Origin of the sequence: Paraflavitalea soli, from assembly GCF_003555545.1 — a bacterium.
GTDB classification, from domain to species: domain Bacteria; phylum Bacteroidota; class Bacteroidia; order Chitinophagales; family Chitinophagaceae; genus Paraflavitalea; species Paraflavitalea soli.
In genome coordinates this window covers 4,103,727-4,117,621 of record NZ_CP032157.1, presented here as the reverse complement: position 1 = coordinate 4,117,621, position 13,895 = coordinate 4,103,727, and the positions used below count along the sequence as shown (strand labels likewise).

The window sequence follows — 13,895 nt, the reverse complement described above, 5'->3', positions numbered from 1 at the left end:
TTTACTTGCTATTCACTGCTATTGTTCTGTCGCAATGTCAAACCCCGGCTTAGGCGGTTAATGGTTTCGGCCAACCGTTCTATCCGGGTTTCTTCTTTTTTGGCGCTGTAGATCCAGTCTATATATTGCTTTTGTTTGCCCTCACCTTTATTTTTATTGACCAGGGCCTTCTCCATCGAAAGTGTTTTGTACAAAGGTCAGGTTACGTTGAATGCCCGAGAATTTGGATCGCTTGAGCGGAGAATGACGGAATATCTTTTTGAAAGCGTCTTCTGTCAAGGACTGCCATTCGGCAGTTGTAAAATGAAGCAATTCAGGAATGGGTGAGAATTCAGTCTCCTGCGTAGCCTGCGCAAACCGGTTCCAGGGACATACATCCTGGCAGGTATCGCAGCCAAAGAACCAGTTGTCAAACTTGTTCTTCATTTCTCCGGGGATCAGCTTATCTTTTAATTCAATCGTAAAATACGAAATACACTTACTCCCATCCACCACCTTATTGTCCAGGATAGCATCCGTAGGGCAGGCATCAATGCATTTTGTGCAAGTGCCGCAAAAATCCTTGGCATAAGGATCATCATACCGTAGCGGCAGGTCCGTGATCAGCGTAGCGATAAAGAAAAAAGAGCCTCCCTGCTTCGTCAGCAGGTTACCGTTTTTGCCAATCCATCCCAGGCCGCTTCGTTGCGCCCAGGTCCTTTCCAATACCGGGGCCGAATCTACAAACCCCCTTCCCTGTACTTCCCCGATATGGAGTTTTATCAGTGCCAGCAGCCGGTTGAGCTTTTCCCGTATTACTTCATGATAATCTTTCCCATAGGCATACTTGGCTACCTGTAGCGAATCCGGGTCCTGCTGTTCTGCCGGGTAGTAATTCAGCAATAGCGTGATCACCGATTGTGCGCCGGGTACCAGCTTGGTGGGATCTATCCGCAGCTCAAAATGGTTTTCCATATACCCCATCGAACCATGCATACCCTGCTGCAACCAGCTCTCCAGCCGCCGCGCATCCTCATCCAGCCGCTGCGCCCTGGCAATGCCACAATAATCAAACCCCAGCTGCGCAGCATAGGTTTTAATGAGTGTAGTATGTTGCTCAATAGTGCGCATAAATAAAGTCCGGATGTTGGTAAGTCCGGAAGTTCTTAAGAAACCTGCTGACAGCCGTACTGTCTTTCGGACTTTCTGACTTCCGGTCTTTCCGACTATTTCTCCTGAAGGTGCAATTTATGAAAGAATCGATGGATCACAGGCGCCAGTATAAAACCTATATTGGTGATGAACACTACCCCGCTGAACAAGGCATAGAAAGAAGAGAACCATATCCCTTTATCACACAGGTGATCCAAAACCGGCCCCATGCCCGATAATAACATCGAAGCATTGTGAAACGCATCCAGCCAGCGGATATGATCACACGTATAATGAAAGCCGAGGATGCCGATCAACAGCGAAATGCCAAGGATACCTGCACCGATCAACAGGTTATTGGCCACACGCAGGTAAAATACCCTGCGGGGAGCCAATGGCTTGTATTTGGGTTCGTACATAGCGAGAAATGTTTAAATTGTCTTTATCGTATCATTTTGCTCCTGCTCTCCCTGCTTCAGGGCTTATTTAAAGGTAAATTGTTTTCCCGGCCCGATAAATTGCCTAAATTGGCTACCCGGTAGAAATACCCCTTCTTTATTAAATAAAAAGTGATTGTGAAATACTTACTCGGTTTCGATATTGGCTCTTCCTCCGTTAAGGCCGCATTGATAGAAATAGCCAACGGAAAGCTGGCCGCTACTGCTTTTTCCCCGGCAGAAGAAATGCCCATAGATGCCCCTAAAGCAGGTTTTGCCGAGCAGGACCCCGACAGGTGGTGGAAGGAGTTGCAGCATGCCTTACAAAAATTGCGTCAGCAGGTCGCCTTTCAGGGCGATGAGGTGGCTGCCATCGGTATCTCTTACCAAATGCATGGTCTCGTATGCGTAGACAAAGCAGGTAAGCCTTTGCGCCCCTCCATTATTTGGTGTGATGGTAGGGCTGTTACCTATGGCAACAAAGCATTTGAAGCTCTGGGAGAAGATTTCAGCCTGTCCAATTTCCTCAATTCCCCCGGCAATTTCACCGCCTCCAAACTGAAATGGGTGAAAGAAAACGAACCCGATACTTATAAAAAGATACACAAGGTCATGCTGCCCGGCGATTACATCGCCCTGCGCCTCACCGGCGAAGCAACCACAACTATTTCTGGCCTGTCCGAAGGCATCCTGTGGAATTTTAAGACAAAGGCCATTGCCAAAGAATTGCTGAATTATTACGGAATAGACGAAAACCTGCTATCTGCCATTGTACCCACTTTTGGCGAACAGGGACGTATTACCAGCGAAGCGGCTGATCTACTGGGCCTGAAGGCAGGTACACCCGTCAGTTACCGTGCCGGCGATCAGCCCAACAATGCTTATTCGCTCAACGTATTGCAACCCGGTGAAGTGGCTGCTACAGCTGGTACTTCCGGGGTGGTATATGGTGTTACCGATAAAGTGGAGTATGATCCCAAATCGAGGGTCAACACCTTTGTGCACGTGACCCATACAGAAGAAAAGCCCCGCTATGGCATCCTGCTATGTGTAAACGGCACAGGCATCCTCAATAGCTGGCTGCGCAAGAATTTCTTTGCCAATGCTTCCTATGCGGATATGAATGCCCAGGCCGCTGCTATTACTCCCGGCGCCGATGGATTAAGTTTCTTCCCTTTTGGCAACGGGGCCGAGCGTGTATTGGAAAACAAAGACCTGGGCGCTATGCTGCAGGGCCTCCAGTTCAACCGACATGATCGTGGCCACGTGGCCAGGGCCGCACAGGAAGGCATCGTGTTTTCCCTCAAGTACGGTATGGAGATCATGCAGCAAATGGGCATGCAGTTGAAGACTATCCGGGCAGGCTATGCAAACATGTTCCTGAGCGATGTGTTTGGCAGCGTGTTTGCCAATACTACCGGTTGTACAGTGGAGTTGTACAATACCGATGGGGCTGCCGGCGCCGCCCGTGCAGCAGGTGTAGGGGCAGGCATCTATCCCGACTTCGCATCCTGTTTTGCAGGTATGAACGTCATCAAAAAACTAGAGCCTGAGAAAGCCTTACAGCAACAATATCAAGATATTTATGGCAATTGGAAACAAGCTTTGTTGAAAGAGCTATAGTTAGCAGATGGCTGAAAACTAAAACAGCGGCACAATCTAAAGTTGTGCCGCTGTTTTAGTTTTCGAACAAACATTCTACCTCTAAGCGCTAATTCCTTCCGCGCTTCTGTATTCTGTATTCTCATTTACACGGTCCCACCTGCTCATCCACCGCTTCTTTAAACTGCAGGTAGAAATCTTTCTTCTGTTCACCCAGTATTGTTTTTACAAAAATGATCGCAGCATAACCGCGGCATTTGTCTACATAGGGCCAGGTGCCAAAAAGACCAGGGCTGCTCACCACCGTGCTGTTGCCATTGGCATCCTTTTCCTGTATCCATTCCCCCAGTCCGTATTCAAATCCCTCCGCTACCTTCGGCGTAAACTTCACCGGCAGTCCGGGAAAATGGTTCTTCTGCATCTCGCCGATCGACTCCTCACTCAATATACGCTTGCCTTCAAATACCCCTTTATTGAGGATCATGATCAGGAAATTCATATAATCAAGCGCGCTCGATTGTGCCCCGCCTGAAGGATTGGGCGCATTGCCATTGTCATTAACGAAAGTCGTTGCCCGCATCTTCAGTGGACGCGTGATCTTTTCCTGCACCAGCCGGCTGAAATCCTTTTTGCTGACGATCTCCGCTACCCGGGCTGCCAGGTTAAGGCCGCTGCTGCCATAGGCAAACTCTTTTCCGGGGTTATTGGAGATCTCTTTGGCGGCAATGGCATTCGCTTCATCTGCCAGCGACTCAAATTTCTTGCGTTGTAATAAACTTGCCAGCCCGCCTTTTCCATCAATACCTGTCGTATGCGACAGGCACTGCCGGATCGTGATATATCCTTTCATGTATTTGTCCAGCACCGGGATATATTTACTGACCTGATCATCCAATGATATTTTTCCTTCATCTACCAGGGTCATGATAGTGGCCGCTGTGAGCCACTTACTACAGCTGGCGATCGGCGCCTGCGTTTTGGCTGTGAAATCCGTTCCGATCTCCTTCTGATAAATGACCTTGCCATCCTTCCAAACCAGGGCTACCACATTGTTACCCAATAATTTCTTGTTCTTTTCCAGCAATTGGTCCACCCGGCTGAAATCGGTTTGGCCCTGGGCAAACTGCAACAATAACAGGAAAAACAGGAATAGACTGAACTTTGGACAGGTTTGGGGGATTTTTACTGACATAAATGCCGGAAATTTTGGTTGGATTGTGATTTGCGATAAGGGGTAAAGTTATTGGAAGTTACGGTAACTGAACCTGAAGGGTTGGCACAATGTTGTTATAAATGAGAATTTTAGGCAGTTCAATGCGGACACTTTTCCAAAAAGGTGTCACCTTTGAAGTCCCGCAGCAACACCGCCTTGTAACCCTTCCCCGCTTAGTTACCAGGAACCAACATCTAAAAAGAAGAGACTATGAACTTGAACAATTTTACCATCAAAGCCCAGGAAGTGATTGCGCAGGCGCAACAGATCGCTTTTAATAGTGGCAATGTGAATATAGAAACAGAGCACCTGCTGAAGAGCCTCCTCGAACAGGAGGATTCACCCGTGGATTACCTGTTGAAGAAAAATAATGTGACCGTCAACCTCCTGGAGACGAAACTGGAGGAAGCTATTGATAAACTGCCCAAAGTAAGTGGCGGTGCGCAGCCGGCACAATCTATTGGCCGGGATGCCAACAATGCCATTCTGCGGGCAAGTAATAACCTCAAGCAGTTTGGCGATGAGTTTGTAAGCGTAGAACACCTGTTGGTGTCCCTGATACAAGGCAGCGATAATACTGCCAGGTTATTGAAAGATGCAGGTCTTACAGAAAAAGGGCTTGTAACCGCCATCAAGGACCTGCGCAAAGGCGATACCATCAAGAGCCAAACACAGGAAACGCAGTTCAACGCCCTGAACAAATATGCCAAGAACTTAAATGAGCTCGCACGCCAGGGCAAACTGGATCCGGTGATCGGGAGGGATGAAGAGATCAGGCGTACCCTCCATATCTTATCCCGCCGCAGCAAGAACAACCCCATATTGGTGGGTGAGCCCGGCGTAGGTAAAACAGCTATTGCAGAAGGATTGGCCATGCGCATCGTAAATGGTGATGTACCCGAAAACCTGAAAAGCAAGATCATCTACGCCCTCGATATGGGTCAGCTGATCGCAGGCGCCAAATACAAAGGAGAATTTGAGGAAAGATTGAAAGGCGTAGTAAAAGAAGTGAGCACCAGCGATGGCGAGATCGTGCTATTTATTGATGAGATACATACCCTTGTAGGTGCGGGCGGTGGTGAAGGCGCTATGGATGCTGCCAATATCCTCAAACCGGCCCTGGCGAGAGGTGAGTTGAGGGCCATAGGTGCTACCACCCTCAATGAATACCAGAAGTTTTTTGAGAAAGATAAAGCCCTGGAGCGCCGCTTCCAGAAAGTAATGATAGAAGAGCCCTCTGTGGAGGATGCTATTTCCATCCTGCGCGGCTTGAAAGACCGCTATGAAACACACCACCATGTGCGCATCAAGGATGAAGCCATCATTGCTGCTGTGGAACTGTCTCACCGCTACATTACCGATCGTTTCCTGCCCGATAAGGCCATTGACCTCATCGATGAAAGTGCAGCCAAACTGCGCCTGGAGATGAACAGTATGCCCGAAGAGCTCGATAAGCTTGAAAGACAGATACGCCAGTTGGAAATTGAGCGCGAAGCCATCAAGCGGGAAAATGATGAATACAAGCTCCGCGAGCTCAATACAGACATTGCCAACCTGAGCGTAGAGCGTGATACCTTCAAAGCAAAATGGAAAGCAGAAAAAGAAATAGTAGATAAAGTACAAAATGCCAAAGCAGCCATTGAGCAGTTAAAGCTCGAAGCTGAACAGGCTGAACGCAATGGCGAATACGGTAAGGTAGCTGAAATACGCTACGGCAAGATCAAAGAACAGGAGAAGATCATAGAGGATTTATCAGAGCAGTTGGACGTGATCAATGAAAAGCGTTTGTTGAAAGAGGAAGTAGATGCGGAAGACATTGCAGAGAATGTGGCCAAGGCAACCGGCATTCCGGTAACGCGTATGTTACAGAGTGAAAAAGAAAAACTGTTGCACCTCGAAGATCATCTCCACGAACGTGTGGTAGGACAGGAGGAAGCTATTACCGCCGTAGCGGATGCTATCCGCCGTAGTCGCGCAGGTTTACAGGATCCCAGGAAGCCTATCGGTTCCTTCATCTTCCTCGGTACTACCGGTGTAGGTAAAACGGAACTGGCCAAAGCCCTGGCCGAATACCTCTTCGACGATGAAAGTATGATGACGCGCATTGACATGAGTGAGTACCAGGAAAAACATACGGTGTCGCGGCTGGTAGGCGCCCCTCCGGGATATGTGGGTTATGATGAAGGTGGACAACTTACTGAATCAGTAAGACGCAAACCATACAGCGTAGTCCTCCTCGATGAAATTGAGAAAGCTCACCCCGATGTATGGAATGTGCTCCTCCAGGTGCTGGATGATGGCCGCTTAACAGATAATAAAGGCCGTGTGGTCAACTTTAAGAACACCATCATCATCATGACCAGCAATATAGGCAGCCACCTTATACAGGAAGCCTTTGAGGGCGTCAATGAACGCAACCTCGAGGAAGCTACTGATAAAGCAAAAGTGGAAGTCATGAACCTCCTGAGGCAAACCATCCGCCCCGAGTTCCTGAACCGGGTAGATGAGGTCATCATGTTCCAGCCATTGCTCAAAAAAGAGATCCGGGGTATTATCACTATTCAACTCAACAACCTGCGGAAAATGGTGGCCGACAATGGCATCGACCTCCAGTTCAGTGATTATGCGATCGACTTTTTGGCCGAAAACGGATTTGATCCCCAGTTCGGCGCCCGGCCCCTTAAAAGGCTCATACAAAAAGAGATCGTCAATAAGCTATCGAAAAAGATACTGGCAGGCGATATAGACAAAACCCACCCCGTACTCGTGGATGTATTCGATGGGGTAGTGGTATTCAGGAATGAAGTGCCCAACCACATCACTTCCTGACAGTACAACCTATGGGCCACTAAAATCGTCTATATAACATAATACCAAAGCCATTCTGCCGCGAGCGGAGTGGCTTTTCATTTATAGCGCAGGTAACCGATTGATTATCTGTGCATTTTCCTGTATCTGAATGCCTGTGCTTTTGTCAGGCTGAGCCTGTCGAAGCTTTAACGAATGTCAGGTTGAGCCTGGCGAAACCGTCTAAAGGAGCCTGTCGAAGGCGGTTTTAGGGTGGGTCGCCCTTTCGGGGCGGCTCACCCTGATCTCAAGAAGCCTGTTGAAAGGCACAAGAGATACATTTTAACCAGTAAATAAAGGATCTACAATATGGCAGTAAACAATAAACCAAAGGTCATCGAGATCATTTCACCCAAAGACATATGGCAGGGACCTGCCAGTGCACCGGTGAAACTGGTTGAATTCGGTGATTACGAAAGCGATGCCTGCGCCAAAGCCCATGAAGTGGTAAAAAAACTTCTTCATGCCTATGGCGATCAGGTCAGGTTCAATTTCCGGCATTTCCCCCTCACTCAGATACACCAGCGGGCTCACAAAGCAGCTGAAGCATCAGTGGGTGCTGCACAAGCCGGTAAGTTTTGGGAAATGCATGATATATTATTCCACAATCGCAAACACCTGGGCAGCGCAAGTCTGAAAGAACACAGCCGCGATGCAGGCGTTTCCGACAAGCATTTTTTGAATCGACTCATTGATTCGTTCTATGGCTGGACAGTGCGCGCCGACCTGATGGATGGCCTGGCATTAGGAGTAAGAGATGTACCCACATTTTTTATCAATGATCAGCTCTTTACCGGTAAGCCAACTTTCGATGCGCTGAGTAAGGCCATCGACGAAGCCCTGAAGGGAAAGCGTAAAGCGCCCGTCAAACAGCGGGCTTAAGTAAATATTTTCCCGTAAGTGTTCATAGTCTCAGGTCGCCTCCAAAGGCGGCCTGTTTTTATATACAGGCCTGTCGGCAAGACAATGACCCTTAAATAGGCAGGATTCTTAATGCTGTATTCTAAATTCTGTAGGCTGTATTCTTGAACCCTATTTATATTTACGCCATGAAATTCCTTCCGGCCTTCCTTTTCCTGAGTACTTTGTTTTTCCTGGCTTCCTGTGGCAGTTCTAAAAAAGCCGTTACCGCCACTGAGCCGCCTGCCCGTCTCTTGCCGGCCCTGCCTGTATCACAGATCAACATTCCCATCAAGGTATACATGAAACCCCTGTTGAACCTGATGGACAGCATGACCGCCAAAGAATTTACCAGTGAAAAATGGCCCAACTACCTCCAGAGCGGCTGCGATTTCCGCTACAAATACCGCTTTGTACGCGCTCCCTTTATCTTCACCTGCGTAAACAATAAAGTGAATATTGCTTTTCGTGGTAATTACCAGATTGCCGGCAGCCGCTGTGTCTGCGCGTTTGATAAACAAGTGTCCCCCTGGGTAAGCGGCAGCTGCGGCTTTGGCGATGAGGCCCTCCGAAGGGTGGATATCAATATCAGCTCTTTGCTCAACCTGCTGCCCAATCACCAGGTATCGACCACCACCCGCCTGGAAACACTCAAGCCCATAGACAAATGCCAGGTAACCCTGCTGCAGAACGACATGACCAAAGAGATCATGGACAGCATCAAAGCATCCGTCGAAACCTATTGCACCACCTTCGACAACTTTGTACAGGCCGTCAACAACAACGATTTCCTGAAACAATGGCGTAGCGGCGGTAGCCGCGTAATGCCCATCAGTCGTTATGGTTTCCTCAACCTCAACCCCTCCATGCTGCGCGTGAGTAAGTTCAATGTGAACAGAGACACGTTGTATTTCGCCATTGGCTTTCAGGGCGCCCCTAAGTTCTCGTCCGACAGCATCCGCCTGGTTACCAGGGGCCCCTTGCCCCCCATCACCGGTACCGACAATGCCGGGGCTATCAGCACTTACCTCGATGCCGTCTATGAATACAAGTTTTTCAATAAACTACTCAACGACAGTTTGGGTAATAAGCCTTTCGAAGTAGAAGGAAGGACTTTTGTCATCAAAGACGTGAATGTACGCGGCAGCAACGATGGTAAAATAGCAGTGGATGTTTCCTTCACCGGCAACCGCAAAGGCGTATTGCACCTCAGTGGCACCCCCGTTCTCGACACGGCCAAACAATTCCTTTCCATGCCCGATATCTCCTTTGCCCTCGATACAAAAGATATCCTCGTCAATATTGCCAAGGGCATGTTCCGTAAAAAGATCATGAAAGAGCTCCAGGGCAAGTCTGTACTGGACATTGCCGCCCTTATTCAGAAAAACAAAGCCCTGATCGAGGCCCGGCTCAACCAGCAGGTGACCGACTGGATGAGTACCTCCGGCCGGCTCGAAAGTATTAAAATAGTGGGCCTTTTGCCCCAGAAAGACTATATCCAGGTGCAGGCCTATATTAAGGGCAACATAGTTCTTATTGGCCGTCCCCCAGCTAACTTGTTGAGTATGAAACAGTAAATAAATAAAAGAAAATAGACAGCTAGGCAACCAGGCGGCAATGCAATCCGTATTATCGGGAGTTCAGTAAATATATTGTAACTTATTAAAGAAGTTTTACAATTGTAAACCAACCATCCCTTGCTCGCAGATAACCCGAAAATTTCTGCCCTGTTGAACGGCTGTCGCCAAAATGACCGTAACAGCCAAAAGGAGCTTTATTACCTGCTCCGCGGGTTTGCTATGAAAATATGTTACCGTTACACCAATGCCCAGGAAGAGTCTGAAGAGATCATGAACGAAGGTTTTGTCAAACTGTTTAAGAATGTACACCAGTTTGATGAAAATCGTCAGGAAGATACCTTACTTTCCCTCAAAGGATGGTTCAAGCGTATCCTGGTCAATACCTGTATTGACCATTATCGCAAAATGAATGCATCCGTCAGTGGGCATGTGTTGAATACTGAATCCGAATCCATTCCAGATCATGGCGAGACTGGTATCGACATTTTATCCTATAAAGAAATAGTAGAAGCTATCCGTTTATTATCACCCGGCTACAGAGCAGTGTTTAACTTGTTTGTGATTGAAGGATTGAGCCATGAGGAAATTGCTAAAGTGCTGGGTATATCAGTAGGTGCGTCAAAGTCCAACTTATCAAAAGCCCGTGATAACCTAAGAAAACTATTGTTGAATAAAACGCAGTACAACGTGTATGTATCCCCTCAATGATAACGACCTTGACCGGATGAGCAGGGAAGCTGCTGACCAATTTGATGTGGAGCAAAACACATCAGGCTGGGAAGCGCTTGAAAACCGGCTCAACAGGGAATTGCCCCTCAAAGAGGACAAGGAGCGCAGGCGCTTCCTGTTCTGGCTGTTCCTTATTGTACTGCTGGCAGGCGGTGGTTTGTTGTGGACTATGACCGGTAAAAGATCAGATACCAATCTTGCTGTAACCGGAACAAATACTGTACCATCTGCTAACAACAATCAAAATAATAACGAACCAGTAACGCCTGCTTCGACATCCGGTGTTCATACTGAGCAAGCAGCCCCAACAACTATACCTACAACAACCGCTGATGCACAGCATCAGGCAACGCCCGGATCAACACAGACCGATGATAACAGCAGCACAACACCTGCTTCGGGTAATCCTGCATCAACAGCCAGGGTACCTGCCAAAGAGCCCGGCACAGCGGCTGAAAATAATAACAACAAGTCCTCCGCTACCACAATTAAACAGCAAACCATAGCCGGTAATAAAAAGAACAAAGAACAACCCATCCGGTCAGCAATAGCTAAAACATCCTCTGCACGAAAAGGTAAACAGGGTCTTGCCAGCCAATCATCATTCAGAGAAAACAATCCCCTGCCGATCCCCGAAGAAACTACACAACAAGGACGTGAGCCCAAAGCGAGTATCGTTTCATGGAACGGTATAAAGGCAGGAGCTATTGGCTCCATCAATGCCCCTAAGCTTACTATTGCTCCCGATAGCAATGCCGGCCCTGGCCAAAAGACGGCCTCAAAGAAAAAAGACAACAAGCAAAACAAAGGATTTGAAATAGGTCTCGTAGCAGGTCCCGACATGAGCAATGTGAAATTTACCGACATGGATAAGGCCGGCTACAATGCAGGTCTCCAGATTGGCTATCGTTTCTCCAACCGCTGGTCCGTGAATACAGGCTTACTGTATACCCGGAAAAATTATACCGCTGATGGCAAGGACTGGACTAAGACCGGCTGGTTGCGAAATACTGATCTCCATTCCGTGTGGGGTTACTGCAAGATGTTTGAAATACCTCTTAATGTACGGTACGATTTCTCAGTCAATAAAAAACAACGTTGGTTTGCCAGTGCAGGTGCATCTACCTACATCATGACCGGTGAATCGTATGCCTACGATTATACCTATAATGGCAACCGTATGCAAACCCCTATGTGGGATAGAGATTCTACCAGCAACTATCCATTCTCCATCCTTAACCTTTCAGGTGGTTTTGAACGCGCCCTCAACAAGCGTTTCTCACTACAGGCCGAACCTTACCTGAAGATCCCGATGAAAGGATTGGGCTATGGAAAACTGGACCTTACCAGCTACGGCATCTATTTCTCCGTAAAGTATCGGTTCTATAAATAATCAGACAGCGAGGCAAACGGCTCGAAGCTCGCAGCTCATAGCTCGCAGCTGACAAAGGTGGGTCGCCTTCCAAAGGCGGCTCACCTTTGTTATGTTGCCTCAAACCACAAAGGCTTGCTGTCGTCCCAGTTACCATTATAGTTAATGAACAATTCTTCCCCTGCCTTGATAAAACGTACCGTTTTGATGGTGATGATCTCATGCGTATAATCCATCTCATACTCGCAGTTGGAGGTGTAGGAATGGTTATAGATCGGTACATAGCCCAATGCCATGCAGCATTGCTTCCGGTCATTGCCCCACTCAAAAATATAATCGTGCAGCACCGTTTGATCGAGCAATACACGATCTTTTTCACCCATTACGATCACCGGCGATATCTCAACAATACTGTCCGCTTCCAGACTCTGGGAAGTAAATACACCGCGGCCCATCTCCCGGGTAGGAGCAATAAATAAACATGGCAGGATCATATGAAATTCGAGGTATGAGGGTCTGGAAATGCTTACCCGCCCAAATTAGCCATTATTTTCGAACGCCCGCCGCCCTGCCCGATGATCTCAAAAAATTAATCTAAGACCTTCCTTACCTTTACACCCGCCTTTGAACATCGACTACTCACTATTGAGTATTCCCTTAAATTTGACCAATGAGCACTGACAACATCACCCTCCAGGAGCAGTTTGAAGAACTGATGCACAGTGGCAATGAAACTTCTATCCGGGAGTTCCTCAATGACCAGAACATCAGCGACGTGGCAGAGCTCATCAATGATTTGCCCGAATACGAAAGCCAGATCGTCCAGCACATGAATATGCACCGTGCTGCCAGCGTATTCAAGATCCTCGACCTCTCTACCCAAAAAGCCATCATACAGGAACTGCCGCCTTATAAAACAGCCGAACTCCTCAATGAACTACCAGCCGATGACCGTACCGCCTTCCTCGAAGAACTGCCCAGTGAAGTCGTAAAAGAGTTCATCAGGCTCCTGGATCCCGAAGAGCGCCGCGTTACCCTCGCCCTGCTCGGTTACCCCGAAGGCAGTGTAGGAAGGCTGATGACCCCCGATTATATTGCTGTGCAGGTAGACTGGACCGTACAGGAAGTACTGGAACATATCCGTGAAGTGGGAAAAGACAGCGAAACAATTGATGTGATCTATGTCGTGACCGATAAAGGTGAGTTTGTAGATGACATCAGGATCAGGGAAATATTACTCGCCGGTCCTGAAAAAAATGTGGGTGAGCTCATCGACAATCGTTTCATTGCCCTGCATGTGAACGACGACCAGGAAGAAGCCAACCAGGTATTCAAAATGAACAACCGCGTGGCCTTGCCCGTCATTGACGATAAAAATCTGCTGTTGGGTATCGTTACCATCGATGATATCCTGTGGGTGGCCAATGAAGAGTTCAGTGAAGACATGCAGAAAATGGGTGGTACCGAAGCATTGGATGAACCCTATCTCGAAATGCCCATCATGAAATTGTTCAAAAAAAGGGTGGTATGGCTCGTTGTATTGTTCCTCGGTGAAATGCTCACCGCTACTGCCATGGGTTATTTTGAAGATGAGATACAAAAAGCCGTCGTGCTGGCCTTGTTCGTGCCCCTCATTATTTCGAGCGGCGGCAATAGCGGATCACAGGCTTCCACCCTGATCATACAGGCCATGGCCGTGGGAGAGATCACCCTGATCGATTGGTGGCGGGTGCTGAGAAGAGAGATCATTTCCGGCCTCATGCTGGGCGCCATGCTTGGCCTCATAGGTTTTTTCCGCGTGGTATTCTGGAATACCATCTTTCATACTTATGGCGATCATACCCTCATGGTCGCCTTCACCGTAGGCTTCTCGTTGGTAGGCGTTGTTTTGTGGGGAACCGTGTCTGGTTCTATGCTGCCCATCGTGCTGAAAAAGCTGGGCGCCGATCCTGCTACTTCCTCTGCTCCTTTCGTAGCTACGCTGGTGGATGTAACCGGCCTTATCATATATTTTTCCACTGCTTATATCTTTTTGCGGGGTATTTTGCTTTAATTAATTCCAACACCCCACATATCACAAATAA

Annotated in this window: 12 protein-coding genes; 7 read left to right on the top strand and 5 right to left on the bottom strand. The window is 48.1% G+C overall.

All coding sequences use genetic code 11. The annotated features are described in order from the left end of the window. Window positions 1-8: 8 nt before the first annotated feature. The 3 genes from D3H65_RS15225 to D3H65_RS15215 all read right to left on the bottom strand — a co-directional run bounded on the left by D3H65_RS15225 (window position 9) and on the right by D3H65_RS15215 (window position 1,550). Window positions 9-176 carry a YdeI/OmpD-associated family protein gene (locus D3H65_RS15225; protein WP_119051133.1) on the bottom strand — a complete coding sequence of 56 codons (168 nt, stop codon included), beginning with the start codon at window positions 174-176 and terminating at the stop codon, window positions 9-11. Further along, window positions 154-1,110: a tRNA epoxyqueuosine(34) reductase QueG gene (gene queG, locus D3H65_RS15220; protein WP_119051132.1), complete on the bottom strand. Its 957-nt coding sequence runs from the start codon at window positions 1,108-1,110 to the stop codon at window positions 154-156. Before queG ends, D3H65_RS15225 begins: the two co-directional genes overlap by 23 nt. Window positions 1,111-1,205: 95 nt before the next feature. Continuing rightward, window positions 1,206-1,550: a hypothetical protein gene (locus D3H65_RS15215; RefSeq protein ID WP_119051131.1), complete on the bottom strand. Its 345-nt coding sequence runs from the start codon at window positions 1,548-1,550 to the stop codon at window positions 1,206-1,208. A 156-nt stretch (window positions 1,551-1,706) separates the two neighbouring features. On the opposite strand from D3H65_RS15215, the gene D3H65_RS15210 reads away from it, so the two are divergent. Continuing rightward, window positions 1,707-3,191, top strand: coding sequence for a xylulokinase (locus tag D3H65_RS15210; protein WP_211345689.1), 1,485 nt, complete (start codon window positions 1,707-1,709; stop codon window positions 3,189-3,191). A 121-nt stretch (window positions 3,192-3,312) separates the two neighbouring features. On the opposite strand, the gene D3H65_RS15205 is transcribed toward D3H65_RS15210, so the two are convergent. After that, window positions 3,313-4,362 carry a serine hydrolase domain-containing protein gene (locus D3H65_RS15205; RefSeq protein ID WP_119051129.1) on the bottom strand — a complete coding sequence of 350 codons (1,050 nt, stop codon included), beginning with the start codon at window positions 4,360-4,362 and terminating at the stop codon, window positions 3,313-3,315. Between the two features lie 231 nt (window positions 4,363-4,593). On the opposite strand from D3H65_RS15205, the gene clpB reads away from it, so the two are divergent. From clpB to D3H65_RS15180, 5 genes are all read left to right on the top strand, one after another. Further along, window positions 4,594-7,212 (top strand): ATP-dependent chaperone ClpB, encoded by a 2,619-nt coding sequence (clpB, locus tag D3H65_RS15200; protein ID WP_119051128.1) that lies wholly within the window; start codon window positions 4,594-4,596, stop codon window positions 7,210-7,212. A gap of 327 nt (window positions 7,213-7,539) precedes the next feature. Then, window positions 7,540-8,112 carry a DsbA family protein gene (locus D3H65_RS15195; RefSeq protein WP_119051127.1) on the top strand — a complete coding sequence of 191 codons (573 nt, stop codon included), beginning with the start codon at window positions 7,540-7,542 and terminating at the stop codon, window positions 8,110-8,112. A 167-nt stretch (window positions 8,113-8,279) separates the two neighbouring features. Further along, entirely contained in the window at window positions 8,280-9,707 is a 1,428-nt protein-coding gene (locus D3H65_RS15190) for a DUF4403 family protein (protein WP_162915649.1), read from the top strand. A 120-nt stretch (window positions 9,708-9,827) separates the two neighbouring features. Next, window positions 9,828-10,418 (top strand): RNA polymerase sigma factor, encoded by a 591-nt coding sequence (locus tag D3H65_RS15185; protein ID WP_119051125.1) that lies wholly within the window; start codon window positions 9,828-9,830, stop codon window positions 10,416-10,418. Next, window positions 10,402-11,832, top strand: a complete 1,431-nt coding sequence (locus tag D3H65_RS15180; RefSeq protein ID WP_119051124.1) for a porin family protein — start codon at window positions 10,402-10,404, stop codon at window positions 11,830-11,832. The genes D3H65_RS15185 and D3H65_RS15180 overlap by 17 nt, the downstream gene beginning before the upstream one ends. Window positions 11,833-11,921: 89 nt before the next feature. Here the strand turns inward: D3H65_RS15180 and D3H65_RS15175 are convergent, their stop codons facing one another. Next, complete coding sequence (locus D3H65_RS15175; protein ID WP_119051123.1) at window positions 11,922-12,305, bottom strand: SET domain-containing protein; 384 nt, start codon at window positions 12,303-12,305, stop codon at window positions 11,922-11,924. Window positions 12,306-12,481: 176 nt separating this feature from the next. Here D3H65_RS15175 and mgtE point away from each other — a divergent pair, with 176 nt between their 5' ends. Beyond that, window positions 12,482-13,864 (top strand): magnesium transporter, encoded by a 1,383-nt coding sequence (gene mgtE / locus D3H65_RS15170; protein ID WP_119051122.1) that lies wholly within the window; start codon window positions 12,482-12,484, stop codon window positions 13,862-13,864. Window positions 13,865-13,895: the final 31 nt, after the last annotated feature.